This is a genomic window from Limnoglobus roseus (genome assembly GCF_008254045.1).
Classification (GTDB): Bacteria; Planctomycetota; Planctomycetia; order Gemmatales; family Gemmataceae; genus Limnoglobus; species Limnoglobus roseus.
The window spans coordinates 302,201-328,113 of sequence record NZ_CP042425.1; the positions used below are offsets into that span (position 1 = coordinate 302,201).

At 66.2% G+C, this 25,913-nt stretch carries 19 protein-coding genes; 11 read left to right on the forward strand and 8 right to left on the reverse strand.

All coding sequences use genetic code 11. The annotated features are described in order from the left end of the window. The first annotated feature begins 20 nt into the window (after positions 1-20). The 3 genes from PX52LOC_RS42230 (at position 21) to PX52LOC_RS01310 (ending at position 4,439) form a co-directional block, all read left to right on the forward strand. The gene (locus PX52LOC_RS42230) at positions 21-1,475 is read left to right on the forward strand and encodes an SGNH/GDSL hydrolase family protein (RefSeq protein WP_246173626.1); all 1,455 of its coding nucleotides are present in this window, start codon (positions 21-23) and stop codon (positions 1,473-1,475) included. 49 nt (positions 1,476-1,524) lie between these two features. Further along, positions 1,525-3,336 carry an Omp28-related outer membrane protein gene (locus tag PX52LOC_RS01305; RefSeq protein WP_149108383.1) on the forward strand — a complete coding sequence of 604 codons (1,812 nt, stop codon included), beginning with the start codon at positions 1,525-1,527 and terminating at the stop codon, positions 3,334-3,336. A gap of 68 nt (positions 3,337-3,404) precedes the next feature. After that, positions 3,405-4,439, forward strand: coding sequence for an acyl-CoA dehydrogenase family protein (locus tag PX52LOC_RS01310; protein WP_149108384.1), 1,035 nt, complete (start codon positions 3,405-3,407; stop codon positions 4,437-4,439). A gap of 17 nt (positions 4,440-4,456) precedes the next feature. Here the strand turns inward: PX52LOC_RS01310 and PX52LOC_RS01315 are convergent, their stop codons facing one another. The 5 genes from PX52LOC_RS01315 to PX52LOC_RS01335 form a co-directional block, all read right to left on the reverse strand. Beyond that, positions 4,457-5,098 carry a hypothetical protein gene (locus PX52LOC_RS01315; protein ID WP_149108385.1) on the reverse strand — a complete coding sequence of 214 codons (642 nt, stop codon included), beginning with the start codon at positions 5,096-5,098 and terminating at the stop codon, positions 4,457-4,459. A gap of 166 nt (positions 5,099-5,264) precedes the next feature. Next, positions 5,265-6,377, reverse strand: coding sequence for an AAA family ATPase (locus PX52LOC_RS01320; RefSeq protein WP_149108386.1), 1,113 nt, complete (start codon positions 6,375-6,377; stop codon positions 5,265-5,267). Continuing rightward, complete coding sequence (locus tag PX52LOC_RS01325; protein WP_149108387.1) at positions 6,374-7,114, reverse strand: RNA ligase family protein; 741 nt, start codon at positions 7,112-7,114, stop codon at positions 6,374-6,376. Before PX52LOC_RS01325 ends, PX52LOC_RS01320 begins: the two co-directional genes overlap by 4 nt. A gap of 72 nt (positions 7,115-7,186) precedes the next feature. Beyond that, positions 7,187-7,561: an HNH endonuclease gene (locus PX52LOC_RS01330; RefSeq protein ID WP_149108388.1), complete on the reverse strand. Its 375-nt coding sequence runs from the start codon at positions 7,559-7,561 to the stop codon at positions 7,187-7,189. Between the two features lie 29 nt (positions 7,562-7,590). Continuing rightward, a complete protein-coding gene (locus tag PX52LOC_RS01335) occupies positions 7,591-9,726 on the reverse strand; it encodes an adenylate/guanylate cyclase domain-containing protein (RefSeq protein ID WP_168218744.1) in 2,136 nt (711 codons plus the stop codon). Positions 9,727-10,013: 287 nt separating this feature from the next. Between PX52LOC_RS01335 and PX52LOC_RS01340 the strand changes: the two genes are divergently transcribed. From PX52LOC_RS01340 to PX52LOC_RS01360, 5 genes are all read left to right on the forward strand, one after another. Continuing rightward, entirely contained in the window at positions 10,014-11,333 is a 1,320-nt protein-coding gene (locus PX52LOC_RS01340) for a DUF1501 domain-containing protein (protein WP_149108390.1), read from the forward strand. A gap of 88 nt (positions 11,334-11,421) precedes the next feature. Next, positions 11,422-13,887, forward strand: coding sequence for a PPC domain-containing protein (locus tag PX52LOC_RS01345; RefSeq protein ID WP_149108391.1), 2,466 nt, complete (start codon positions 11,422-11,424; stop codon positions 13,885-13,887). Between the two features lies 1 nt (position 13,888). Beyond that, positions 13,889-14,392 (forward strand): DUF5958 family protein, encoded by a 504-nt coding sequence (locus PX52LOC_RS01350; protein ID WP_149108392.1) that lies wholly within the window; start codon positions 13,889-13,891, stop codon positions 14,390-14,392. Between the two features lie 23 nt (positions 14,393-14,415). Then, a complete protein-coding gene (locus PX52LOC_RS01355; protein WP_149108393.1) occupies positions 14,416-17,055 on the forward strand; it encodes a DUF1549 and DUF1553 domain-containing protein in 2,640 nt (879 codons plus the stop codon). Positions 17,056-17,192: 137 nt separating this feature from the next. Beyond that, positions 17,193-18,608, forward strand: a complete 1,416-nt coding sequence (locus tag PX52LOC_RS01360; RefSeq protein ID WP_149108394.1) for a WD40 domain-containing protein — start codon at positions 17,193-17,195, stop codon at positions 18,606-18,608. A gap of 6 nt (positions 18,609-18,614) precedes the next feature. On the opposite strand, the gene PX52LOC_RS01365 is transcribed toward PX52LOC_RS01360, so the two are convergent. Continuing rightward, positions 18,615-19,400 carry a carbon-nitrogen hydrolase family protein gene (locus PX52LOC_RS01365; RefSeq protein WP_149108395.1) on the reverse strand — a complete coding sequence of 262 codons (786 nt, stop codon included), beginning with the start codon at positions 19,398-19,400 and terminating at the stop codon, positions 18,615-18,617. A 123-nt stretch (positions 19,401-19,523) separates the two neighbouring features. Here PX52LOC_RS01365 and PX52LOC_RS01370 point away from each other — a divergent pair, with 123 nt between their 5' ends. After that, entirely contained in the window at positions 19,524-20,270 is a 747-nt protein-coding gene (locus PX52LOC_RS01370; RefSeq protein WP_218575257.1) for a dienelactone hydrolase family protein, read from the forward strand. Here the strand turns inward: PX52LOC_RS01370 and PX52LOC_RS01375 are convergent. After that, on the reverse strand, positions 20,263-21,825 hold the full coding sequence (locus PX52LOC_RS01375; RefSeq protein ID WP_149108396.1) for a sulfatase family protein: 1,563 nt from the start codon (positions 21,823-21,825) through the stop codon (positions 20,263-20,265). The two genes, PX52LOC_RS01370 and PX52LOC_RS01375, sit on opposite strands and share 8 nt — an antisense overlap. Before the next feature lie 235 nt (positions 21,826-22,060). Here PX52LOC_RS01375 and PX52LOC_RS01380 point away from each other — a divergent pair, with 235 nt between their 5' ends. Beyond that, positions 22,061-22,330 (forward strand): hypothetical protein, encoded by a 270-nt coding sequence (locus tag PX52LOC_RS01380; protein WP_149108397.1) that lies wholly within the window; start codon positions 22,061-22,063, stop codon positions 22,328-22,330. Positions 22,331-22,451: 121 nt separating this feature from the next. Here the strand turns inward: PX52LOC_RS01380 and PX52LOC_RS42235 are convergent, their stop codons facing one another. Next, the gene (locus tag PX52LOC_RS42235) at positions 22,452-23,162 is read right to left on the reverse strand and encodes a hypothetical protein (RefSeq protein WP_246173627.1); all 711 of its coding nucleotides are present in this window, start codon (positions 23,160-23,162) and stop codon (positions 22,452-22,454) included. 412 nt (positions 23,163-23,574) lie between these two features. On the opposite strand from PX52LOC_RS42235, the gene PX52LOC_RS01390 reads away from it, so the two are divergent. Beyond that, positions 23,575-25,911, forward strand: a complete 2,337-nt coding sequence (locus tag PX52LOC_RS01390; RefSeq protein ID WP_149108398.1) for a DUF1592 domain-containing protein — start codon at positions 23,575-23,577, stop codon at positions 25,909-25,911. The last annotated feature ends 2 nt before the right edge of the window (positions 25,912-25,913 follow it).

The window sequence follows — 25,913 nt, forward strand, 5'->3', positions numbered from 1 at the left end:
CCTCTCCCTCTTCGGAAGCCATGATGTTCAGAACACTCCTGCTCGCGCTCCTAATGTTGGTCCTGTGCGGGGCGGCCGGTGCCGCCGACCCGAAGCCGTTCCCCGGGGCGGTGACGAAGTGGCGGGGTTTCGAGCGGCACGACTTCAAGCAGGCCGGCACCGACGCGATCGTGGTGGTGCCCGCGAAGGCGCTACCGGGCCGGCCGTGGGTCTGGCGGGGCGAGTTCTTCGACGCCTTCGCCGATGCGGACGCGGCACTGGTGAAGGCCGGCTGGCACCTCGCGTACCTCAAAGTGCCGGACCTGTTCGGCTCGCCGAAGGCGCTGAAGAAGTGGGAATCGTTCCACGCCGCGATGGTGCAGGACTACGGCCTGCACCCCAAGCCCGGTTTCATCGGCCTGAGCCGCGGCGGTTTGTACTGCATGAACTGGGCGGCCGCGCACCCCGACAAGACGCTCGCCGTGTACCTCGATAACGCCGTCTGCGACTTCAAGAGTTGGCCCGGCGGCGTGGTCAAGAAGCTCGGCACCGGGCAGGGGTCGGCGGCGGAGTGGAAGAAGATGCTCGCCGCCTACGACTTCAAGACCGACGACGAAGCCCTGGCGTACAAGCTCAACCCGGTGGACAATCTCGCGCCGCTCGCCGGGGCGAAGGTTCCGCTGCTGCTGGTGTACGCGGACAAGGACTCGGCCGTGCCACACGCCGAGAACTCGGCGCTGGTCTACGACCGCTACAAGGCCCTCGGCGGCCCGGTCGAGCGCGTCGTGAAGGTGGGCTTCGACCACCACCCGCACGGCCTGACCGACGTGACGCCGGTGGTCACGTTCTTCACGAACGCGCTGAGCGGGGGAGGCGAAATCGTCCGCGAGGAGATCGAGTGGCTGGACGTGTGGGTGCCCGGCAACAGCAACCGCGACTTGCCGAAGGTGCTGCTGATCGGCGATTCGATCGCCCGCGGTTACTTCAAGGATGTCGAAGAGAAGCTGAAGGGCAAGGCCGTGGTCTGCCGGCTGTCCACGTCGAAGAGCCTCGGCGACCCCGGCCTGATCGCGGAGGTCAAACTGGTCCTCGGACAGACGCAATTTGACGTGGTCCACTTCAACAACGGCCTGCACGGCTGGGGCTACACCGAAGACCAGTACGCGGCCGCCCTGCCTGAGTTGATCGCCACGATCCGGGCCGGTGCGCCGCGGGCGAAACTCGTCTGGGCGACGACCACGGCGGTGCGGGTGGCGGACAAGGTGGACACGATTTCCGAGAAGACCGACCGCGTGAAGAAGCGGAACGAGTTGGCCGCGTCCGTGATGGCGAAGGAGAAGATCGGCACCGACGACCTGTTCGCGGTCGTCGCCGAGAAGCCGGAGTTCTTCTCGCGGGACGGCGTCCACTTCAACGCGAAAGGGAACGCCGCCCTCGGGGCACAAGTGGCCGACGCGATCCGACGCCTGCTGGCGGCGGCCGGGGCAAACCAGTAGTCTATCACTCGCACTCTCTCCCACCGCCACTTCTATTCGAAAGGGAGCCATGCTTCGTTCTTTACTCACCACCGCCGTCCTCCTGACGGCCGCCAGTCTGACCCGCGCCGACGGGCCGGCCTTCGACGGAAACTGGATTCTCTGGGGCGTCACGCCGACCGCGGAGTCGGCCCTGGCCATCGTCAAAGCGGAAACCAAAGACGGCAAACTGACCGGGTCGGTCGTGTTCGCGCCTCCCCGCGGGCAGGCCGCGAACGCACCGAAGCTGGAAGTCCGCGACTTGGCGGTCAAGGGCAAGGACGTGAGTTTCGCCACCCGCCAGGGGGCCGTTGAGTACGCCTTCACGGGAACCCTCGCCGCGGACGGCAAGGAAGTCCTGGGGTCTTACGGCCCGGACGCCCGGCCTCAGCGTGCGAAGCTGACGCCGACGGACAAGGACACGCTCACCCGCGAGGAGCAACTCGTTCGCAAGCCGGCCGAGGCGTACACGAAAGCCATCACGGCCCAGAACCGGCCGTTCATCCTCCAAATCCAGGTCCGCCAGGAGAAGGACGAGGACAAGAAGAAGGAACTGACCGAACAGATCAAGGCGGCCCGGAAGGACGCCGAGACGGAAGTGCCAAAGTTGTACCGGCAAGTCCTGGCGGACGCGGCCACGACCCCGGCGGCGTACGACGCCGCACTCGCCCTGCTCCGGGCCGGGTCGAAGGGCGGCGTCACCGCCGACGAGGCGACGAAGTTGCTCGCCGTCCTCGACAAGCAAGCTGCCCCGTACGGCCCGCGGTTCGTGCGGACGACCCTGGTTCAGTCGGCCGACACGCTATCCCACGACAAGGGGCTGGCCGCCGCCGCCGTCGCCGCGTCCGAGAAGATAACGGCCACCCTGACCGACGCCGACACGGCCGCCTTCCAGGTGCAAGTTCTGTCGGCCTACGTGGCGGCCCTGGAAAACGCCGGCCAGACCGCGAAGTTGAAAGAGGTTAACGCGAAGCTCACGAAGCTCGACGCGATGCTCGACCGCGAGTACCTGGAAAGCGTGCCGCCGTTCCGCCCCGGCACCTTCACCGCCCGTAAGGACAAGGCCGCCAACCGCGTCGTCGTGCTGGAACTGTTCACGGGCGCTCAGTGCCCGCCGTGCGTCGCCGCCGACGTGGCGTTCGACGCCCTGGAGAAGACGTACAAGCCGACGGACGTGGTCCTGCTCCAGTACCACGAGCACATCCCCGGGCCGGACGCGCTCACGAACCCGGACACGGTGGCCCGGTGGGACTATTACCGCGAACTGGCCCCGGAGGGGGTCCGCGGCACGCCGACGACGGTCTTCAACGGCAAGCCGCAGGCCGGTGGCGGCGGCGGGATGCCGAACGCCGAGAAGAAGTACCAACAGTACCGCGACATCATCGACCCGCTGCTCGAAGAATCGACCCCCGTGGCCCTCAAGGGTAGTGCCACCCGCACCGGGGACCAGATCGCCGTCACCGTGAACGTCACCGGGGCCGGCGAGAAGAAGGGGCTGAAACTCCGCGTGGTCGTGGTCGAAGAGAACATCAAGTACGTCGGCGGGAACAAGCTCCGGTTCCACCACCACGTCGTCCGTGCCACCCCCGGCGGTACGGACGGCTTCGCGATCAAGGAAGCGTCGTCGAGCCACACGGCCAAGGTGGACGTGGGCCAACTGCGGAAAGACCTGACGAAGTACCTCGACAAGTACGAAGCCGACCAGCGGCCGTTCCCGACCACGGCCCGCCCGCTCGACATGGCCCACCTGAAGGTCGTCGCGTTGGTGCAAGACGACAAGACCGGCGAGATCCTGCAAGCGGCGCAGTTCGACATCGGCGAGAAGTCGGCCGCGAACCGCTAAGCCCACCCCGAACGGCCGGCCGTCGGATCGCCTCCGACGGCCGGCCGCTTCCTTTGATTGCGGACGGAATGAACCCACTTCCCCTTGAACTCCAGAACCAACTCACCTCGGGGGCCGATGCCGCCGACCGATTGCCCGACTGGCCGCCGGCCCTGGAAGCGTTGCGGCGGGCGGGATTGCTCGCCGGGCCGGTCGCGGCCGAATTCGGCGGGCGGGCTTTCGGGCCGATCGAACTGCTCCACGCCGCCGAAGACGTTGCGGCCCACTGCCTGACGACGGCGTTCATCCTGAGCCAACGAGACGCGGCCATCCGGCAACTCGCGAAGGGACCGCCCCACCTCCGGGAGCGATACCTGCCGGGTCTAGCAAGCGGCGACCTGTTCCTGACGATCGGCCTGTCGCAACTGACCACGTCCCGTCTTCACCGCGGCCCCGCACTGCGGGCCACGCCGACGCCGGGCGGCTATCGACTCGACGGCGAAGCCCCGTGGGTGACGGGAGCCGACCGCGCGGACGCCGTCGTCGTTGGGGCGACGCTGCCCGACGACCGGCAACTCCTCGTCGTGCTGCCGACCGACCGGCCGGGCGTCGTGGTGGACTCGCCGATGGTACTGGCGTGTCTCGTCGGATCGCGGACCAGTGTCGTCCGGTGTGCGGGAGTCGAGATCGAAGATTCACTCGTGCTGGCCGGCCCCGCGGATCGCGTGCTGGGGGCCGTCGGCGGGGGCGGGTTGGAAACGTCGAACCTGGCACTCGGCCTGTCTGCGGCGGCCGTCGCGTTTCTGGAAGGAGAGGCCAAGTCGCGGGCGGAACTCGTTCCCGTCGCGGCCCGGCTTCGCTCGGCGGCCGACACGGCCCGCGAACGATTGCACGCGCTGGCCACGACTCCGGACCCGGACGCCGTCCTGCGCGTGCGGGTGGACTGCACGCGATTGGCCCTTCGCAGTACGCAGCTGGCGCTGTTGGCCGCGAAGGGGGCGGGGTTCGTCGTGCCGCACCCGGCCCAGCGGTGGGCGCGACAGGCCCACTTCTTCCTGGTCTGGTCCTGCCCGCGGCCGGTCGCCGAGGGCGTGCTGGAAGACCTCCTGCCGGCCGGCGGGTGAGCCGCGGTTCACCGGTGTTAGTTTTGCTTCTTGATGATTTCGAACCCGTTCAGAAACGCTTCCATGTCCGGCTTGTATTCCTTGAACAGCTTCCGGCCGGTGTACGTCAGGATTTGGATCGACCCCTCGTCCCCTGAGTAGTAGTACCCGTAGTACGTCACCGGGATGTCCGTGACGGTCGCTTCGAACGTCAGGCAGAGAATCTCCTTCCCGTTGACCGTCCGCTTCTCCTCCAGGACGATTTTCGCGTCCTCGTCGTGGGTCCGAATGTTCTGGAGGACGGCCCGCTTGAGGGTTTCGAGCGGAACGTCGATCCGCTCGGCGATGACGAGCGCGTAGATGTCGCCGTCCTTGTGCAGGAACCCTGCTTCCGCGGCCTCGTTGTCCACCTTGTCCATCTTCTTCCAGGTGTTCGGCGGCAGGGACAGCGAGAACGTCCCCCGTTTGCCCGTGTAAGCCAGGGCCGCCTTCGCGTCCTTCGTGTACTCGCCTTTCTTTTTGGCCGGTTCCCTTTTTGCTTCGCTGGCGTAGGCCCACGTGCCGTCGGCCTTCAGGATCACCTCTTTCCCGTCCGCCGTCTTGGCCCGCAGGTCCTCCGCCCGCGCGTCGCGGGAGCCGAGGACGCCGAGAACGCACGCAACAGCCAAAACGATCCTCATGATTGCGGTCCTTTGTTCCGGTGACGATGCCGCCTCTCGACCCGATCCGGCAATCGAAGCACGGCCATTTGATGGTATTCCAACCCCTTCTCGGCCGTCCAATCAATTCCCAACCGGCTCACGGGATTTCGTGTTTATGCGAGCGTCGCCACAAGCACCGACGGTCTCAGCCGATCAGTTCCACGGCGTGCGCCTCGGTGCGGGTGGGCGGTTCCAGCTTGCCCAACAGGCGGTCGAGCACTACTTGTGGTACGCGGCGTTCCCGCCCCCGGTTTTGCCGGAAGATCGTTTCCAGCGGCGGTTCGAGGTACACGATCTCGATGCGTGCCCCGTACTCGGCGAACAGGTCGGCCCACCGCGTGCGCGTTTGCAGCATCGTGTTCGTGGCGTTGAACGCGAAGTCTTGTTTCGCCCGCAGGTGCTCGCGGCACATCTCCCGTGCCGCCTGGATAACGTGGCCCTGGTTGCCCGTCGGTTCCACGTCGAGGTCCGCCCGGATGTCGTCGAGCGACACGACCGGCAAGTCAGGGCGGTTCGCGGCCAGCCACGTGTCCTTCCCCGTACCGGGCAGGCCGGTGACGAGCGTGGCGCGGCACCGATAATCCTCCCGCGGCGTGTAGTGCAGGCTGGACAGTTCATTGCGGAAGAACAGGAACCGGGCGTGGTCGTTGGCGAAGGAGTAGGGGCGGTCGAAGCAGGCGTTCTCCTCGGCGACCATCTTCCACAGGTGCAAATCGTCCTCGGCTCGGGTCATTTCTTTGGCGTGCCGGCCGCGGGTGTCCGCCAGAGCGAAGGCGTAGAGCAGGCGGTGATCGACGACCCACGACAGGCCGATAACCTCGCGGGCCGGGTCGGTCTTTTCCAACAGGTACGGCGGGCGGCCGTGGTAGCGGACGAGGTTCGCCACCTCTTCGCGGAACGGCAGCCCGCAGCCGAGGTCCCGCAGCACCGCCCGGCCGAGTTCCATGCCGACGATCGCGTGTTTCGGCGACCGCACGCGGCCGGTTTCCGGGTCGGTTATGGTTGTGGCCGGCTTCCCGGCGTCGTGGAAGAGGGCGGTGAAGATCAGCTTCAACCGCGATTCAGGTTCGAAGGTCGGCCACTCGGCGAGCCGTTCCAACTCGCCCACGACCATCTTCGTGTGCGTCCACACGTCCCCCTCGGCGTGCCAGCCCGCATCCTGGCCGCACGCGGCCATCGCCCGTGCCCAAGGTTGCGGTTCCGCCCAGTCGAGGATGTCCGCGACGGTGGCGGCTTCGATGTCGGTCCACGTCGTCATGACCAAATCTCCGCACCGTCCGCGAGCAGGTTGGGCACCATCGCGGTGTGCTGCCAGTGTTCGCTCTGCTTGACCTTCTCGACGAACTCGGGGCGGACGATCTTCGCCCGCCCCGTCACCTTGCCGCTGGCTTCCGTGCGGAGGTACAGCCCTTCCATGACCTTGTCCGGCCGCCCCGTGAGCGGGTTGTCGAAGACGCTGTCAAACCGCGACGGCCCGATCAGCGCCCGCAGTTCCGCTTCGGACGCCGCACCCTGGTGAACCACGGGCACGGTCTGAATCCCAGTCCCATCCAACATCAGCAGCCGAGTTTCCAGATCGAGGAACGCACCGGCCTGCTTGTCGTAGATGTCGAACTCAAAGAAGTAGTGCGGCAGGCCGCGGTAGTGAACGGAGTGCTTCGCGTAGAGCCACTCGCCGAAGAGGATGTGGCGGTCCGCCAGCATCGCCTCCAGCACCGGCCGTTTGCCGGTCGTCCACTGCTTGAACAGGTCGTACTGCGCGTGCATCCCGGACGTGATCTCGTGCCCGCGGCACTGCAACACCATCCGGCCGGCCGCGGTGAAGTGGATGCCGACGTTCGTGCCGTCGAGCTTTTCCTCGACCACCAACGACGGGTCGGCGATAAACGCGGCCGACTGCCGGGCCGACAAGTGCTTGTCGTCGTCCGTGCCGCGCGAGCCGAATAGGTGCGGCGTCCGCGGGTATTTGACGAAACTGTCGCGCGTCGCGCCCATGACTCGGCTCCAACGGGGAAGGCGATTCCGGGGAAGACACGCGGGCGGCCGGAAGGTTCGGGCCTGAAGGGACTATGCCAATTTCACGCTCGCCGAACGAGCTTTTTCCAGGTTCGAACCAATTCGCTCGTACAGATCGGCAGGGTCGTAGCCGGGGTGTGGCACGCCGGTTTGGTGGAAGACTTCGGCGAGGCGGTGACACTCGTCGTCACAGAGGGTGATGCCGTTCTCGGCGACGTACCCGCCTTTGGGCATCTCGTTCCGGTCCGTGATGTGATGGGCGTCCAGGGCGACGAGCGATTGTTCCGCGGCCCCGGGGTGATAGTTTCGGTGTTCGTCCCCGCCCTGGCGGTCGCGGCCCGGTTTGCCGCACATCGCACAGCGGTAGCGATCCCGCCGAAAGACGGCCGAACGGAAGGCGGCGCGAACTTGCTTTTTGCCGGCCATGCTCACTCACCACTCTCGAAGGCACGCCACTACTTGCTCGTCATCCGGTTGACGCCATCCCATGCAGCGTCCGGCGGGTTCTCTGCGTAGTGTTGGCATCGCTTCAGAAACGCCATCGCCGGCGCGTCGGCGGGGTGGGCCTTCAAAATCTCGGTCAGGATCGCCATGGATTCTCCCCACCGACGGCCCTGGAACGCCTGGAAAGCCGCGGCGTAGCGGTCGGCCAGTTCCCGCACGGCGGCCGGGGCTTCGGACGCGAGGTCGAGCAGTTCGTAAATCGGGACCGCCTTGGTTTGCCCCACGACGGCGACGAGGTCGATCGGGCGGACCACGAGAATGTCCTTCGCCTCGCGGTACGTTGCCTCGCTCAAGAGGACTTCCGTGCCGTAGTACTTGTTAAGACCCTCCAGGCGGCTGGCGAGGTTCACGGCGTCCCCCATAACCGTGTAGTTCATGCGGGCAGGGCTGCCGATGTTCCCGACCAGAACTTCGCCGGTGTTCAGGCCGAACCGCGTTCGCAAGGCCGGGCGGCCGCGGGCTTCCCACTCGGGGGCGAGTTCGCGGAGCCGCTGCCGGCAGCGGTGGGCGGACAGGCATGCGGCGCTGGCGTGCCGCGGGTTGGCCGTCGGCGCGCCCCAGAACGCCATGATCGCGTCACCGATGAACTTGTCCACCGTGCCGCCGGATTCGAGGACGACCCGGCTCAGGCGGTCGAAGTACTCCCCGAGGTGCGCGACCAACTCCTCGCCGGGCATCGCCTCCGCGATCGACGTGAACCCGACGATGTCCGAGAACGAGATCGTCAGTTCCCGCTTCTCGACGCCGAGGAGGGCCTCCTGCCCGGAGTCGAGCAGACCGCGGACCAAGTCCACCGGCAGGTACTTCTCGAAGGACCGCAGGCCGGACTTCATCTCCTCGGACGCCTTCCCGAGTTGGTCCACTTCCAACACTACCGACCGGATCGGCGGTCGCGGTTCGAGGCGCAAGCGGCCCGCGTCGGCCGCAGCGGCCGCGAGTTGCTCCAGCGGGTGGGCGACCTGCCGGGCGAGAAACATACTGATCAGAATGGCGAGGCCGAGAATACCGATGGAGATGGAGAACGTCAACCGACTCGTCCGATGGGCGTAGGCCAGCACTTCGTCTTCCGGGACGTAGGTGCAAACTAACCAGGGCGGGCGGGCCTCCCCGATGATGCGGCGGAAACTCCCCAGGTAGTTCTCGCCGTTGGCCTGGAAGCGAATGGCCTGGGCGTCCGCGGGGCCGCCCGTCATCACCCCGACCGGGAGTTTGTGGATGAACGCCTGAACCGCCGGATCTTCCAGTTCGTCAACAGGCGACAACCGGCGGCCGGGCTGCCCCGGCTTCGGCGGGAGGATGAGCAACTCGGATCGGGGGTGGGCGATGACCCGAAGGTCCCCGTGGTCGCTTTGCTCATCGTGCTCGGTCTGTTCCACCAGGAAGGCCGAGCCGCGTTGGCCGATGTGGAGGGTCGCCAGATACCGGCTCAGCGTTTCGAGGTCGAAGTCTGCCATCACGACCGCGTGAAGTTTGCCGTCGGCGGCTGGAACCGGAACCGCGTAGCTGACGCCGAGACTGCCCTGGGTCGCCCCGACGCCGAGGAACACGTAGGCCGGCGTCCACACTCCCCGCCCCTTCCCCGCTGCCGCCTGGAACCACGGCCGGGTTCGCACGTCGTATTCGCTCGGCTCGGTTTTGAACGGCTTGCCGGGGAAGTCTTCCGCCCGGTACTCGCGCAACTGGTACTTGGCCCCGGCCTTGGTCGTGTGCCAGACGGAGAGTTGATCTTTCTGAAGGCGGGACACGCCGACCGACTCGCCGGTTTCGGCGAGGCCGAGGAAGAGGGCCGTCGTCTCCGGCTGCGTCGACAGGGCGGCCTTCCAGTACCCGACCAACCTCGGTACGTCCTGCGTCTGGAGTTGGCCGGAGTCCAACAACTGGCGGGTGAGGGAGCACTGGTCCGTGGCCTGGTCCAAGAGTTGGTCAACCTGTTGGTCGATTCTCAGAACAGTCTGATCGAGTACCTGTCCCGACAGTTCTTGGGCCGCCGACCGGGCGTTGAGGTAGGAGAAAATGCCGATGGTTGCGACGGTCAGGAGGACCAGTCCGCCGAGCAGCATCAAGAGAGTCAGTCGGAATCGGAACATGGGCGGCACTCGTCCGGACACGGGCATTCGAGCTAGCGTAGGACGGACGCCCAAAAAAATCTCATTCCCGCCCCGGGAAGGCGGAACTTTGCCACGCTCACGGTGTTCTCACTATGTGGGCTGCTTTTGTCTTGCCTTGCAGCCCGAAGAGGATCATGATAAATTATTCATCCCGCCCCACCCCGCCGATAACTGCTCTGTCAACCCGCCTACGAACTTTTCGACCTCGGTAAACCGAAGGCTGACTCGCACCCTTAAATCCTGTTCGATCCGAAAGGTGACCGGCCATGACTTCCGCCACGAAGCCGCAAAGCTCTCTCCGCCCGGCCCGCCGCGAGTTCATCCGCGTCGGCGTCGTCGGCTCTCTCGGCCTGACGCTGGGTGACTACTTCGCCCTTCAGGCACGGGCCGATCAGAAGAACTACGTGAGCAAGGAAGGCCAGGCCAAGAGCGTCATCCAGATCGTGCTGCCGGGCGGGATGGCCCACCAGGAGTCGTGGGACCCGAAGCCGGACGCCCCGCTCGAATACCGCGGACCGTTCACGGTGGCGAAGACGAAGCTGCCGGGCGTGGTCTTCAACGAGAACTTCAAGAGTCTGGCCAGCGTCGCGGACAAGATGACGGTCATCCGCTCCATCGCCGGGAAAGAAGCCGACCACGGCCGGGCGAGCTACACGATGTTCACCGGCTACCGTAAGTCGCCGGCCATCGAACACCCCAGCCTCGGGGCGGTCGTCTCGCACGAGTTCGGCCCCCGCAAGGACTTGCCCCCGTACGTGGCCGTGCCGAACGCGAACGAGTACGGCGGCACCGGCTACCTCGGCTCGCAGTTCGGGCCGTTCGGCCTCGGCAGCGACCCGGCCCGCGGCAGCTATCAAGTGCGCGACCTGAGCCTGCCCGCCGGCGTGGACGACCGCCGCTTTGGCACCCGCCGCGAGATGCTCGATGTGGTGGACGACCACTTCCGTTATCAAGCGGGGAAGGCCGACGCCCTCGGCGCGATGGACGAGTTCTACCAGCGGGCCTACGCGATGATTAGCTCGCCGCAAGCCCGCGCGGCCTTCGACATCAGCAAGGAAACCTCCGCGACGAAGGCGAAGTACGGCAGCGGCGATGCCGCCGGCCGGTTCCTCTTGGCCCGGCGGTTGGTCGAAGCCGGCGTGCGGTTCGTGACCGTCTCCTACGGCGGCTGGGACATGCACGCGGGCATCGAGAACGCCATGAAGCGGCAAGCCCCGGGTCTCGATCAGGCGCTCGCCGGTTTGATCCGCGACCTGGACGACCGCGGGTTGCTCGACTCGACGGTGGTGCTGGTGACGAGCGAGTTCGGCCGCACGCCGAAGATCAACGTCTCGGCCGGCCGCGACCACTTCCCGCGCGTGTTCTCGCTGGCCGTCGCCGGCGGCGGGTTTAAGCGGGGCCTCGTGTACGGCTCGTCCAACTCGACCGCGAGCGAGCCGGAAGAGAACCCGGTGCGGGTCGAAGACGTGCTGACAACGGTCTACAACCAGCTCGGCATCAACGCCGACAAGGAACTGATGGCCCCCGGCGGCCGGCCGATCGAGATCATCGACGGTGGCGAAGTCGTGAAGGGTCTGTTGGGCTAAGAACCTGCCGCTCACGCCGCCCCGTTACTCGCGGGGCGGCGTTCCCTCCGCCGGTCGTCATCTCGCTAGAGCCTGGAGTTCCCCCGCCATGCGTTCTCGCTGTTTCCTGCTGCTGCTCACGTTTGCCGGTTCCACGTCGTTCGCCATTGCCGGCACGCCGCGCGTCGCGCGGGTGACGCCGCCGGGCGGGCAGCGCGGGGCGGTCGTGACAGTCGAACTCATCGGCCGGAACCTCGACGAACCCCGCGAGGTCATCTTCTACGAATCGGGCATCACGGCCGAGGCGGTCGAGAAAGTCGAAACCATCCTCGCCCCCAACGGCAAGCCGGCCCCGGTCGATCCGGGCACGCGCGTCCGGGTGCGGATGAAGGTGGCGGACGACTGCCCCCTCGGTGCCCACGGTCTGCGGTTGCGGACGGCCGACGGCCTGAGTGAGTACCACCGTTTCTTCGTCGGCCCGTTCCCGACCGTCGAGGAAGACGAACAAACGAACAAGGCCCGTAACGACACCCGCGAGACGGCGAAGGCCGTGCCCGTGAACTGCACCGTCTTCGGCCGACTGAACGACCCGACCGATGTGGACGTGTACCGGCTCGAATTCAAGAAGGGCCATCGCATCTCGGCCGAGATCGAATCGGCCCGCCTCGGCACGGACCGCGGCATCCCCGACCTGCACCTCGCCTTCTACGACGCGGCCGGCAAGAAGCTCGCCGCGGCCGACGATTCGGCGCTCTTCGTGCAAGACCCGATCCTGTCGATCCTCGCCCCGACCGACGGCGTGTACTTCGTCGAAGTCCGGCACAGCGTTTACAACGGCACCGGCGAACAGTACCGCCTGCACGTCGGCACGTTCGTTCGGCCTACCGGCCTCTACCCTGCGGGCGGCCCGGCGGGTTCCGATCTCAAGGTCGAAGTTCTCGGCGATCCGAAGGGCAAGTCGTCGCGGACGGTGAAGCTGCCGAAGGCGCTCGGTAACTTCGACTTCGCTCCGGATGATGCCCCGTCCCCGAACCGCCTGCGTGTGTCGCCGTTCCCGAACGTGCTGGAAGCCGAGCCGAACGATAACCCGGCGTCACTCACGTCGGCCTCCATCGCGTCGCTGCCGGTCGCCTTCAACGGCATCATCGACAAGCCGGGCGACGTCGATTGCTTCGTCTTCCGGGCGAAGAAGGGCGAACAGTTCCGCTTCCACGCGATGGCCAACTGCCTCGGCTCGCCGATGGACCCGGCCATCTGGGTGAAACCACTGAGCGCGAAGAACAACGGCGGGATGCAGCGAGCGTCCGACTCGCGGCCGAACCAACTCGGCGTCGCCCCGGCCAACGGTCTGAACCGCGACAGCCACGACCCGATCTTAGAGTACACCGCCCCAGCCGACGGCGAGTACGTCCTCGGCGTCGAGGACGAGCGCGGCGAGGGCGGCAGCGATTACGTCTACCGCGTCGAGGTTTCGCCCGAGGCGAACGGCATCTACACCTACATCGCCCCGGAGCCGGAGAACCAAAACGCCCCGCAACTGCGGCAGGCGATCGTCCTCGCCCCCGGCAACCGCTGGACTTCGCAAGTGGCGATCTTCAGCACGAACCGCCCCTTCAACGGCGAACTCGAAATCGTCGGCGTGAACCTGCCCAAGGGCGTGACCGTCACCGCCCCGAAGTTGACGCCGGGCGTGACGAAAGTCCCCGTAGTGTTCGAGGCGGCCGCCGACGTGAAGCCGCAGGCGGCCCTGATCGACCTCGTCGTTCGCCCGGCGAAGGGCGAAGCTACGTTCGTCAGCGGTTACCGCCAGACGATCCTGATGAACGGCTACGGCAACAACGATTACTACATGCACGTCCTCATCGAGAAGCTCGCCCTCGCGGTGACGGAAGAAGCCCCGTTCGCGGTGGAGGTCGAGGAGCCGAAGACGTCGCTGGTGCAGAACGGCGAGATGCTCGTAAACTTCAAGGTGAAGCGTCAGCCGGGGTACACCGGCCCGGTTACGGTGCTGATGGACTGGAAGCCGACCGGCATCAACACGGCCACGCCGGTCACGGTAGCCGGCGACAAGACCGAGGGCACCTACCTGCTCGGCGCGTCCCGCAACGCCACGGCCGGCAAGCAAGCCGTCACGCTCACGGCCGTCAGCGGCGGCAGCGGCCGCCGGAAGCGGAACGACGACACCGACCGCACCTACGTCGCGTCGAAGCTGTTCAGCGTGACCGTCGCCGAGCCGCACGTCGAAGCCCGCATCCCGCGGACCTCCATCGAGCGCGGCAAGACTGCCACGATCACGCTGAAGCTCAACCACCTGCAAAAGTTCGACGGCAAAGCGAAGGCGACACTCGCCCGCCTGCCGCGCGGCGTCGAACTCGTCGAGCCGACGAAGGAGATTACGTCGGCCGACAAAGAAGTGAGCTTCACGCTGAAGGCCACGACCGAGGCGCTCGTGGGCAATTACCAGGGCGTGACGATGGACCTGACCGTGATCGAGAACGGCCAACCCGTGCGACAGCTCAGCGGCTACGGCCAACTCCGCATCGACGCCGAACGCGGGGCGAAGCCGGGGAAGTGACATGGATGACTTTGATCTCGCAGATCTGATCCGCATGAACCAATTGGTTAGGGGGCGGATCGACTACAAGGGATTCTGTACTTGGTATGAGGCATTGCCGCCTGAACAGCGACGGGGGTTAACCGGCCTTTTGCTTGAATTCGCTCATCAGGCGGGGGTGACCGAGCAGTTGTGGAACGAGGCTCTGATGGCTAGCGGTCTAACCGAGAGCGATGGCGTAGTTCAGAGACTCTGGATCGCTCGGAAAGCCGATAACACAGGACTTGCCCTCCACAAGTTCATCTGGGCACTACCAGCCACCGAACTGCCAACTTTGTTCCGGGTGGCCGTCTACCTGTTTGGCATCGCAGAAGGAAACGTTTTTCGGAACGAGGTCAAGGAGCATTGTAATCACTGGTGGCATCGAGACCTGATGGACAAGCGAGTCGTACAGGATCTGTTGAATGACTCTCAGTATTACTCGACAGCAATGAGAAATGACGACCGCATCCGCAATCGCGGGTAGTCTTTGAACCGCAGGCACTGCTAATGAAATACTGTCTTCAAGTTGTCACGCTCGTCCTGGCCTCTGTTGGCGTCTGCCGCGCTGACGGCCTGCCGACACTTCGCGTCTTCCCCGCGAAGGTCGAACTCAACGGCCAGGGCGATCGCCTTAGCGTCGTCGTGCAGGAAGTCGATGCACAAGGGCTGACAAAGGACGTGACCGCTGCGGCGAAGTTCCAACTCGCCGACGCCGGCGTTGCGACGTTGACCGACGGCCGGCTCGCCCCCGGCAAGGACGGCACCACGAAGCTCGTCGTCGAACACGGCAAACTCAAGGCCGAGGCCGAAGTCGTCGTCAAGAATGCGGCGAAGTCGCGGGCGGTCAGTTTTCGGCTCGACGTGATGCCGGTGTTCATGAAGCACGGCTGCAACAACGGCAGTTGCCACGGGGCGGCCCGCGGCAAGGACGGGTTCATGCTCTCGCTGTTCGGCTACGACCCGGCCGGCGACTACTACCGCCTCACGCGGGCGATCGTTGGCCGCCGGGTCGATCTCGCGTCGCCGGAAAAGAGCTTGCTGCTCGAAAAGACCACGAACGCCGTGCCGCACACCGGCGGCAAGCTGTTCGACACGAACCACGACGACTACAAGACGCTCCTCGGTTGGCTGAAGGCGGGTGCCCCGGACGACGGCACTGACACCCCCGTGCCCGTCGGCATCGAACTCCTGCCGCCGAAGGTCGTCTTCCCCGGCACGAACGCGACGCAGAAGACCGTCGTCCTCGCGAAGTACTCCGACGGGGCCGTGCGGGACGTGACGCGGTTGGCCCTGTACCTGACGAACAACGACGCCGTCGCGGGCATCGACAAGGATGGCGTCGCGAAGGCCAACGGCCGCGGCGGGGCGTTCGTGTTCGCCCGGTTCAGCAAGTTCACCGTCGGCTCGGAAGTCCTGGTGCTACCGACCGACGACAAGTTCGTCTGGCCGAAGACGCCGGAGAAGAACTACGTCGACACGCTCGTCTTCGACAAGCTCAAGAAGTTGCACATGGCCCCGTCGGAGCTGTGTTCCGACGAGGCGTTCTTGCGGCGGGTGTCCCTCGACCTGATCGGCCTGCCGCCGACGCGCGAGGAGTTCGAGAAGTTCCTCGCGGACAAGGCCCCGGACAAGCGGGCGAAGTTGATCGACACGCTCATCGAACGGCCCGAGTTCGTGGACATGTGGACGATGAAGTGGGGCGAGTTGCTCCGCATCCGGGCGGCGAACAACAACCCGCAGTACGGCCGCGACGCGAAGGCGATGTACACCTACGCCGCGTGGGTGAAGGAGCAGATTGCCGCGAATCGTCCGCTGAACGAGTTCGTCGCGGACCTCATCGCCGGCACCGGGAGCAACTTCAAACAGCCGACCGCAAACCTCTACACGTCGGCCGAACGCCTCACGCCGGAGAAGACGGCCGAGGACATCGCGCAGGTCTTCCTCGGCACCCGCATCCAATGCGCTCAGTGTCACAACCACCCGTTCGACCGCTGGACGCTCGACGACTACTACGGCTTCTCTGCGTTCTTCGCCGGGGTCAACCTGAAGCGCGGCGTCGAGGGCCGCGAGGTGATCGTTACGAACAACAACAGCGCGAACACCGTCGCGCACCCGGTGGACGGCCGCCGCATGAAGCCGAAGTTCCTCGGAGGCGACGTGCCCGAAGTCGAGGGGCAAGACCCACGCAAGGCGCTGGCGACGTGGCTGACCTCGCCGGACAACGCCGCGTTCTCGAAGACGATGGCGAACATGATCTGGTCGCACTTCTTCGGCCGCGGCATCACCGACCCGGTGGACGACGTGCGGATCAGCAACCCGCCGAGCAACAAGGAACTGCTCGACGAACTCGGCACGAAGCTAACCGCGTACAAGTTCGACATGAAGAAGCTCGTGAAGGACATCTGCAACTCGCGGACGTATCAACTGTCCGTCACGACGAACCCGACGAACGAACTCGACAGTGCGTACTTCTCGCACGCCTACGTCCGCCGCCTGCGGGCCGAGGTGCTGCTTGATTCGATCACCCGCATCACCGGCACGGAAGACCGCTTCCCGCTGTCGCCGCCCGGCACGCGGGCCGTGCAAATTCACACCGGCGAAGTGTCGAACTACTTCCTCACGACGTTCGGCCGTGCCCCGCGGGAGACGCCGTGCTCGTGCGAGGTGAGCAAGGCGGCGAACCTGTCGCAAGCCCTGCACCTGGTCAACGGCGACACGCTCACGAACAAGATCGCGCAGAGCAAGGTGATCGCCGACCTCGTCACGAAGAAGGCGAAGCCGGAGGACGTGATCGAGGAACTTTACATCCGCGCCTTCAGCCGAAAGCCGAACGGCGACGAGACAAAGCGGCTCCTGGACATCGTCAACAAGGAGATCGGCAACCCGGACCGCGTTAAGGAGTTGGTCGCAATGCGGGCCGGCCTGGACCCGACCCTCGCGAGGCAGCAGGAGCGGTTGCAGAAACTGAAAGAGGACGCCAAGAAGTTGACCGGCAAAGACCTGGCCGTCGCCGAGAAGCAGATTAAGAACCTGGGCGAGACGGTGGCCACGACCCAGAAGCAGTACGAAACGGCCGCCGCCGTGACCCTCTACGGCGACATCCTTTGGAGCCTGTTCAACTCCACCGAGTTCACCTTCAACCACTAAAAAAGATTGAACAACGGAACGCGGAGAACGCAGGATCGGAACGCCGGATGAAGTCCGGATCGGATTGGTCTTGTCCGCGTTTATCCGGCGTTGAAATCCGCGTTCTCCGCGTTCCGATTTGATTAGGACTTCCCGACATGCTCCGATCCCTGGCCCTCCTCCTGATTCTTCCTGCAATCGCCACGGCCCAGGCTCCGAAGGCCGACGCGGTCACTTACAAGGACCACGTGCAGCCGATCCTGCGGAAGTACTGCCTGAACTGCCACAACGCCGACAAGTCGTCGTCGGACCTGGACGTGAGCACTTACGCGAAGCTCATCGCCGGCGGGGCGAGCGGCGAGGCGGTCAAGGCCGGCAGCCCCGCCCAGAGCTTGCTCTACAAAGTAGTGAACCACGAGGTCGAGCCGAAGATGCCGCCGAAGGGCGGGAAGATGCCCGACGCCGACCTCGCGGTGCTGAAGAAGTGGATCGAAGGTGGTGCGCCCGAAACGGCCGTCGGGGCGGCAAAGGCCGCGTCGCGGAAGGTCGATCTCGACCCCGTCGCGTTGACGCAGGGCAAGCCCACCGGCCCGCCGCCGATGCCCGTGAACTGGGCGAGCACCACCCTGGCGAAGACCAGCCGCCCGCACCCCGTCACGGCGATCGCCGCCAGCCCGTGGGCACCGCTGATCGCGGTCGCCGGGCACGAACGAGTGCTGCTCTACAACTCGGACACGCTGAAACTCGCCGGCACGCTCGCCTTCCCGGAGCGCATCCCGCACGTCTTGAAGTTCAGCCGCGACGGCAAGTGGCTGCTCGCCGCCGGCGGCCGCGGGGCGAGTTCGGGCAAGGTCGTCATCTGGGGCGTGACCACCGGCAAGCGCGTCACCGAGATCGGCGACGAGGCCGACGTGGTGCTGGCGGCCGACGTTAGCCCGAACCACAAACTCGTCGCCCTCGGCGGGCCGGGCAAGCTCGTGAAGATTTTCGACACCGCCACCGGCGAGATGAAGCACAAGATCAAGAAGCACACCGACTGGGTCACGGCCCTGGAGTTCAGCCCGGATGGCACGATGCTGGCCAGCGGCGACCGGAACGGCGGCGCGTTCGTGTGGGAGGCCGAGACGGGCGGCATCGTGTTCACCCTCGGCGACCACAAGGACGCCGTCACCGACCTGAACTGGCGGGCCGATTCCGTCATGCTCGCGTCGGCCAGCGAGGACGGGAAGGTGATTCTGTGGGCCGCCGAGGACGGCTTCCCGGCCCGGTCGATCACGGCTCAGGCCGACAGTAAGGCGACCGGCGCGGCCCGCAACAAGCCGGTCGGCGTGCTGTCCGTCAATTACGCCCGCAACGGCAATTTCCTCACGTGCGGCCGCGACAACACGGCCCGCGTCTGGAACCCGAGCGGCAACCAACTCGCGAAATTCGACGGCTTCCCGGACGTGCCGACGAAGGTGGCGTTCTCGCACGACGGGGCGAAGGCGTTTGTCGGCGACTTCACCGGCACCGTCCGCGTCTGGAAGCTCCCCGACAACAAGCCAATCGGCGAACTGACGACGAACCCGGATTGATCGATCCTAACGGTACAGTTCTTCCCGCCGGTCCTGGTAGACCTTCATGCGATCCCGGACTTCCGTCAGGCGGTCCCGGGACACCTCGCCGACCAGCAACGCCTCCTCCGTCTCGGCGGCCGACGACAGGATCGTGCCGTAAGGGTCAAGCAGGCAACTCATCCCGCCGAACGTCAGTCCGTGATCGTCGCCGACGCGGTTGACAGCCGCGACGTACACTTGATTCTCGATGGCCCGGCAGGCGAGGATCGTCTCCCAGTGCCGGATGCGCACCAGCGGGAATGCCGCCGGCACGATTAACAGTTCCGCCCCGGCGAGCGACAACCGGCGGGCGAGTTCGGGGAAGCGGATGTCGTAGCACGTCATCAGGCCGACGCGGAACTCGCCGACGGTGCAGAGCGTGAGGGCGTCGCCCGGTCGTATGTAGTTTTGTTCGCACACCGGCTCAGCCGTGATGAGGTGCGTCTTCCGGTACTTCGCGACGAGTTGCCCGTCGGTTCCGATGACGGCGACGGTGTTGTAAATGTCGTCGCCGACCCGCTCGGACAGGCCCACCACGACGGTGATCTTCCGCTCGGCCGCAACCCCGGCCACTTCCGCGTACACGCCGCCGTCCCAACCTGCCGCGACCTTCACGATGGTCGGCATGTGGTAGCCGGTGTCGCTCATCTCGGGTAGCGCGACCACGTCGCACCCTCGGTCGGCGGCCGCCCGGACTTGCCGGACGATGGCCCAGCCGTTGCCCGCCACGTCGCCGGGAACGCACTTCAGTTGCGCGAGTCCGATCTTCATGCCGACTGTCCTCGAACGGGGAGTCGGGTCAGTGTACCGGCCTGCTTCCCGTTTGACGCTCGACCCCGCGGGGGATAAGGCTCCCTGTGAACCGTTCGCACCCGACCCTTCGAGGAACCGGCCGTGATTATCCAGGAAGACTACGTCGATCTCGACACGCCGACCGGGCCGATGCGCACCTACCGCTACGCGCCGGTCGCGCCGGGGCGCTACCCGGGCGTGGTCCTCTTCTCGGAGATTTTCCAACTGACGGGGCCGATCGCCCGGACGGCCCGATTCTACGCCGGCCACGGGTATGCCGTCGCGGTGCCGGAGATCTTCCACGAGTTCGAACCGCTCGGCGAAGTCCTCCCCTACGACCAGGCCGGGGCCGACCGCGGGAACCGCGACAAGGTCGCGAAGCCGATCCCGGCGTATGACGACGACGCCCGCGCCGTCGTCCGCCACCTGCAATCGTGGTCGGCGTGTTCCGGGTCGATCGGCACGATCGGCATTTGCATCGGCGGCCACCTCGCGTTCCGAGCAGCCATGAACCCCGAGGTTCGCGCGGCCGCGTGCTTCTACGCGACGGACATCCACAAGCGGAGCCTCGGGGCTGGGATGAACGACAACTCGCTCGACCGAGTTCCCGAGATTGCGGGGGAACTGATGATGGTCTGGGGCCGGCAAGACCCGCACGTACCCGGCGACGGGCGGGCCACGGTCTACGCGCGGCTGACGGAGTGCCAGCGGAACTTCACGTGGCACGAGTTCAACGCCGCACACGCCTTCCTCCGGGACGAAGGGCACCGCTACGACCCGGAACTGGCGTTGCTCTCGCAGCACCTCGTGCTGGCCCTGTTCCACCGGACGTTGTCGGGGCCTACTTGATCGGCTCTTTCTCGAAGTCGGACTTATTCGCCCAGCCGAACTCGACCTTGTCGCCGCGCTGGAACTTCTCGTAGAACCCGCGGCCGGCCGTCGCCGGGTAGCCGTCGAAGATTGCGCCGTTGCCAAACATCCGGGGATCGCCCTGCGCCTTCAGTTCGGCCGTCATCAGCGAGTGCATGAGTGCCCGTCGTGGCTCGTGCATTGGATCAGTCGCAAGGTTCTTGACGCAGTCCGGGTCGGTTGCGAGGTCGTACAGTTCCTCGCCGAGCCGCATGCCGAAGCCGAGTTGCCAGAAGCGGTCGCTGCGATTCTTCCGGCCGAGTTCGAGGATGAGCGTCTTCGTCGGGCTGCCGTCGGTGTCGAGGTAGCCCGTCTCCGGGTTGCCCGCCGGCCATCGTGTCGGCTCGTAGTTTTTGAGGAAGAGGAAGCCGTCGCGGACGATGCCGCGGATCGGGTAGCCCCAGTCGTTCGGCCGGCCAACATCCGTGCGCTCCTTACCCACCAGTGTGTGATTGCGTTCGGGTACGACCTGCCCGCCCTTTCGGCTCTCGAAGATCGGCCGCCACGACGTGCCGGTGATGCTCGCCATTCCCGAATCCTTCTGCGGCACGCCACCGAGGTCGAGAACCGTCGCCGCCACGTCAGGGAAGGCCACGAAGTCGTCGATCGTCCGACCGCCAGCGGCGATGCCCTTCGGCCACCGCACCGCGAGGGGGACGTGGTTCGCGTCGTGGTAGGCGTAGCCCTTCACCCGCGGAAACGGCATGCCGTGGTCGGACGTGACGACCACGAGCGTGTTGTCGAGTTGCCCGCGGCGTTCGAGTTCCGCCAGGATAAGGCCGAGGTGCTGGTCGGCGTGTTCGACCTCGAAGGCGTAGTCGAGCATGTCGTGCCGGACCACGTCGGTGTCGGGCCAGTAGGCGGGCACGCGGTCGATGTCGGCGAGTTTCTTGCCGCCCTTGTTGACGCCCGATTGAAACTCGTACCCGCGGTGCGGTTCGAGGAACCCGCACCAGAAGCACCACGGCTTGTCAGCCGGGGCCGTGTCGAGGAACGCGGTGAAGTTCTTCGCGTAGTCGTTGGTGCTAATCCCCGGGGTCGGCGGCTTGAGGGTGTGCTGGTTGAACGGCTTGCCGCCCATCTGCCGCGGCTTACCGGCCGCGTCGGTGGCGACGCCGGGTGCCCAGACCTTCCCCGTGGACCCGACGAACCAGCCCTTCTCGACCAGCGCCTCCGGCCAGACTTTGAACTTCTTCGGGAAGTACGCGAGGTGGTTGCCGGCCTCTTCGAGTTGCCACGGGTAACGGCCGGTCAGCAGCGACGCCCGCGAGGGGGCACACTTGGCGACCGGCGTGTACGCCCGCTGGAACAGCAGCCCCTCGCGGGCGATGCGGTCGAACGCCGGCGTCCGCACCCATTTCGTGCCATAGGCTCCGGCGTGGGTGCCCCAGTCGTCGGCGATCACGACGAGGACGTTCGGCCGCGGCGTGTCGGCACGAGCGGGACCGACCACCAGACCGAGGAGCGCCAAAGCGAGTGGGAGAGTGGTTCGCATTTTGAGCCTCGCGCGTTCACCGCGGCGGTTGCCCGGCCGGGGACGATCTTCGACAAAGCGGAAGAATCTCGCCCCTCCGCCTCCGTCTGGGGGATATAGTGGGCTGAGCTTATCGGTGCAACCAACCAGCGGTCTCCTCCGAGGGAACTCCACTCGGACGCACCTTGCTCTTAGCCGGTCCGAAGGCGACCATTGCCAAGTTCACTCAACCGCAACAACGAAACGGGCGTGCCCGATGGACGAGACCAATGCTTCCGCGGTGGCTGTCGATGAACCGGCCGACCCCGTGGCCGGAATCCGAAGCCACATCCTGACCGCCCTCGGCCGCCCGCCGGACCTGTTGCGGGTTCACGTCGCCAAACTGTGGAAAAACACCTACCGGGCGAACGTGTTTGTCGGGACGACACTTGCGTCGGCCCAACTCTCGCACAGTTTCTTCGTGACGACGACGGACGCCGGCCAGTTCCTGTCCGCGACGCCCCCGCTCCGGCGTGTCTACACGTGAGTTGATTGGGTGAAGTTCAAGTCCCTGGGCGGGCGTTACTCCCGATCATGGGAGTGGGTGCTAGAGTCGGCACGAGTCACGACGGATGCGCGGGCATCCGTTCGTCAACTCATACCAGTTTTTAGCTCTTCCCCAGTACCAAATCCACGACCCAGCAGCCCCGGACGTGCGGCCCCGCACTCCGACAGTGGGCCAACACCGCGGGGTCTTCGTACCCCATCTCTTGCAGAATATCGGCCAGGGCCGGCAGGCGGTCGAACGCCCGCTCGTCGTAGATGGCCTGGGCGAACGCCACGGCCTTCTTCCGTGAACTGCGGGGATTGAACGTGGCGTGGCGGTACTGATTGCCGAAGACGCAGCGGATCACGTCGCAGAACCACCCTAACTCGCCGTGCCACCCGGCCCCGTCGGAGTACATCGCCTCGGCCGCGTCCTCCCAGACTGGGGTGTCACGGGCCGGGCCGCCGGCCGGGTCGGCGGCCGCGTCGTCGCCGACGCCCCAGTGCCGAACCTCGGTCCCCGCCGCCCACGCCCCGACGGCTGTGCCAAAGCACTCGTACCGGTTCCGGTTCCGGTTGTACTTCCGGGCCTTCTTCATCACCGCCTGCGCGTCGGCCTCGGCGGCCTCGCGTTCATCGTCGGTCGCGGCCCCGTCGGCAAACCGTTCGGCGACCTCAATCGCGGTCCGACTCCGGGCGTCGCGGAGGACCGGCCAAACGTGGCGGCCCAACCCGCACCCGAGCAGCCGCCGCTTCCGGTCGAGGGCCGTCCCGCCGACGTGTTCGAGCAGCTTCATCGGTGCCCCGCACGCCAACCACTCTGCCTCGGTCATCACCCGTTCCCCTTGTCGTTCGTGAGTGTCGCGGTCCGGCTCCCGGAGTTTCGGAAGACCGTCACCAAATGCGTCGCGGTTCAGAGTGGATGTTGCTTTGGAGGGCGTGGGAGGTAAACATCTTGGGCCAATCGCCTGGACGCCCGAACGAACCGTTCGTGATGTTGTTACGGAAGATGACTTTGATCATACACTCCCTGTCGAGTGCCACACTTCTCCGCGAGAGTTGCCGGCACTCCCTGCTATTCTAGCCATTTTCGCCCCGCCGCCCCTGCGAATCCGCCGGCATTCCCTCAACTGATGCTCTGCGGCTGTGCAGAGGGGCCGTCAGAATGTCGCAACTTCTCCTTCGTACTGAGCCGAAATTTTGGGTACAGTATTCGGAACAACCCTCTCCTCCCCACCCGTTGCCATGTTGCGATTCCCGCCGGCCCTGATCGTGTGTGCTGCCGTCACCGTACTCTTCGTGGGGACGGCCGCGGGCACGGAGCCTGCGTCGGTGCGTGCGGTTGTCGAACAGTATTGCATGAGCTGTCACGACGGCGACGCGGCCAAGGGCGGGTTGAACCTCGCGACCGTCACGGCCGAGGACATCGACCGGCACCCGGAAGCGTGGGAGAAGGTCGTCCGCCGACTGCGCGGGCGGCAGATGCCGCCGGACGGGAAAGTGCGGCCGAACGAAGAGACCTACACGTCGGTCGTATCGCAGTTGGAAACCGTCCTCGACCGGGCGGCCGCGGCGAAGCCGAATCCGGGGCGGACCGACACGATCCGCCGGTTGACCCGCACCGAGTACCAGAACGCGATCCGCGACCTGCTCGGCATCCACATCGACGCGACAGCACTGCTGCCGGCGGACGAAGCGGGCCACGGGTTCGACAACGTCACGGTCGGCGGCCTTTCGCCGACGCTACTCGACCGCTACATCACGGCAGCGCAGAAGATCAGCCGGTTGGCCGTCGGCAGCACTCGCCGGTCGCCCGACGGCGAGACGATCCGCGTGAAGGCCGACATCACGCAAGAGGACCGCGCCGACGGCCTGCCGGTCGGCACTCGCGGCGGCGCTCTGATCCGCTACACGTTCCCGCAGGACGGCGAGTACGACGTGCAGATTCGCCTCGCCCGCGACCGCAACGAACACGTCGAGGGGCTACGCGACACGCACGAACTGGAAGTCCTGCTCGACCGCGAGCAGGTGAAGGCGTTCACGCTGAAGCCGCCGGCCGGCGACAAGGGCCACGAGACGGCCGACGCGCACCTGAAGGTCCGCGTCACGGCGACGGCCGGCCCGCACGACCTCGGCGTGACGTTCGTGAAGCAATCCTCGGCGCTGCTCGAAACCACGCGGCAGCCGTACAGTTCGCACTTCAACTTGCACCGCCACCCGCGGCTGTCGCCGGCCGTCTACCAAGTGAGCGTCACCGGGCCGTTCGGGGCGAAGGGGCCGGGCGACACGCCGAGCCGCCGCCGCATCTTCGTCACGCGGCCCAAGACTCCGGCCGACGAGGACGCGAGCGCGAAGCAAATCCTCGCGACGCTGTTGCGGCGTGCGTACCGCCGACCCATTACGGACGCGGACCTGGATCGCGTGCTGCCGCTGTACCGCGAAGCCCGCCGCGAGCAGGATTTCGAAGCCGGGATCGAAGCCGCGCTGAGTGCCGTCCTCGTGAGCCGCGAGTTCCTGTTCCGCATCGAGCGCGACCCGACCGGCGTCGCGCCGCGGACGGCGTACCGCGTCAGCGATCTCGAACTCGCCTCGCGGCTGTCGTTCTTCTTGTGGAGTAGCATCCCCGACGACGAACTGCTCGGCACGGCCGAGCGCGGCGAACTCCACAAGCCGGACGTGCTGACCAAGCAAACACGGCGGATGCTCGCCGACCCGCGTTCGCAATCACTGACGACGAACTTCGCGAGTCAGTGGCTCCACCTGCGGAACCTCGAAGCGATCACTCCGGACGGCCGCCTCTTCCCCGACTTCGACGACAACCTGCGGCAAGCCTTCCGCCGCGAGACGGAGTTGCTGTTCGAGGAAGTCGTGCGCGAGGACCGCAGCGTCCTCGGCCTGCTGAAGAGTGACCACACGTTCCTGAACGAGCGGCTCGCGAAGCACTACGGCATCCCGCACGTCTACGGCCCGCGCTTCCGCCGCGTCGCGCTCGACCCCGCCAGCGAGCGCGGCGGCCTCCTGCGGCACGGCAGCGTGCTGACGGTCACGTCCTACGCGACGCGCACCTCGCCGGTCATCCGCGGGAAGTGGCTACTCGAAAACATTCTCGGCACGCCGCCGCCGCCGGCTCCGCCGAACGTGCCGGCCCTCGACGACAACACCGTCTCCGCGACGCTGCCGGTGCGCGACCGCCTGGCAAAGCACCGGGCCAACGCTGCTTGCGCGAGTTGTCACAACCTGATGGACCCCGTCGGCTTCTCGCTGGAGAACTTCGACGCTGTCGGCCGCTGGCGAACGACCGACGAGGCCCAGCCGGTCGATGCGTCCGGCGGCCTGCCCGACGGAAGCCGGTTCACCGGCGTCGCCGGCCTCGAAGCCGGCCTGTTGAAGCGCCCGGAGATTTTCGTCGGCACGCTCGCCGATAAGTTGCTGACATTCGCCCTCGGCCGCGGCGTCGAGCCGTTCGACGGCCCCGCCGTTCGCAAAGTCGTGACGACCGCGAAGGCCGCCGACTATCGGTTCGCCGCCGTGATCGAAGGCATCGTCGCCAGTGCCCCGTTCCAGATGAGGACCAGCCCGTGATG

What these genes read in the sequence shown, in the direction of transcription:
- PX52LOC_RS01390 (WP_149108398.1), top strand. Translation starts at nt 23,575, where the DNA reads ATGTTGCGATTCCCGCCGGCCCTGATCGTGTGTGCTGCCGTCACCGTA.
- PX52LOC_RS01330 (WP_149108388.1), bottom strand. Translation starts at nt 7,561, where the DNA reads ATGGCCGGCAAAAAGCAAGTTCGCGCCGCCTTCCGTTCGGCCGTCTTT.
- PX52LOC_RS01305 (WP_149108383.1), top strand. Translation starts at nt 1,525, where the DNA reads ATGCTTCGTTCTTTACTCACCACCGCCGTCCTCCTGACGGCCGCCAGT.
- PX52LOC_RS01315 (WP_149108385.1), bottom strand. Translation starts at nt 5,098, where the DNA reads ATGAGGATCGTTTTGGCTGTTGCGTGCGTTCTCGGCGTCCTCGGCTCC.
- PX52LOC_RS01325 (WP_149108387.1), bottom strand. Translation starts at nt 7,114, where the DNA reads ATGGGCGCGACGCGCGACAGTTTCGTCAAATACCCGCGGACGCCGCAC.
- PX52LOC_RS01320 (WP_149108386.1), bottom strand. Translation starts at nt 6,377, where the DNA reads ATGACGACGTGGACCGACATCGAAGCCGCCACCGTCGCGGACATCCTC.
- PX52LOC_RS01340 (WP_149108390.1), top strand. Translation starts at nt 10,014, where the DNA reads ATGACTTCCGCCACGAAGCCGCAAAGCTCTCTCCGCCCGGCCCGCCGC.
- PX52LOC_RS01375 (WP_149108396.1), bottom strand. Translation starts at nt 21,825, where the DNA reads ATGCGAACCACTCTCCCACTCGCTTTGGCGCTCCTCGGTCTGGTGGTC.
- PX52LOC_RS01360 (WP_149108394.1), top strand. Translation starts at nt 17,193, where the DNA reads ATGCTCCGATCCCTGGCCCTCCTCCTGATTCTTCCTGCAATCGCCACG.
- PX52LOC_RS42235 (WP_246173627.1), bottom strand. Translation starts at nt 23,162, where the DNA reads ATGACCGAGGCAGAGTGGTTGGCGTGCGGGGCACCGATGAAGCTGCTC.
- PX52LOC_RS01365 (WP_149108395.1), bottom strand. Translation starts at nt 19,400, where the DNA reads ATGAAGATCGGACTCGCGCAACTGAAGTGCGTTCCCGGCGACGTGGCG.
- PX52LOC_RS01310 (WP_149108384.1), top strand. Translation starts at nt 3,405, where the DNA reads ATGAACCCACTTCCCCTTGAACTCCAGAACCAACTCACCTCGGGGGCC.
- PX52LOC_RS01380 (WP_149108397.1), top strand. Translation starts at nt 22,061, where the DNA reads ATGGACGAGACCAATGCTTCCGCGGTGGCTGTCGATGAACCGGCCGAC.
- PX52LOC_RS01335 (WP_168218744.1), bottom strand. Translation starts at nt 9,726, where the DNA reads ATGTTCCGATTCCGACTGACTCTCTTGATGCTGCTCGGCGGACTGGTC.
- PX52LOC_RS01355 (WP_149108393.1), top strand. Translation starts at nt 14,416, where the DNA reads ATGAAATACTGTCTTCAAGTTGTCACGCTCGTCCTGGCCTCTGTTGGC.
- PX52LOC_RS01350 (WP_149108392.1), top strand. Translation starts at nt 13,889, where the DNA reads ATGGATGACTTTGATCTCGCAGATCTGATCCGCATGAACCAATTGGTT.
- PX52LOC_RS42230 (WP_246173626.1), top strand. Translation starts at nt 21, where the DNA reads ATGATGTTCAGAACACTCCTGCTCGCGCTCCTAATGTTGGTCCTGTGC.
- PX52LOC_RS01345 (WP_149108391.1), top strand. Translation starts at nt 11,422, where the DNA reads ATGCGTTCTCGCTGTTTCCTGCTGCTGCTCACGTTTGCCGGTTCCACG.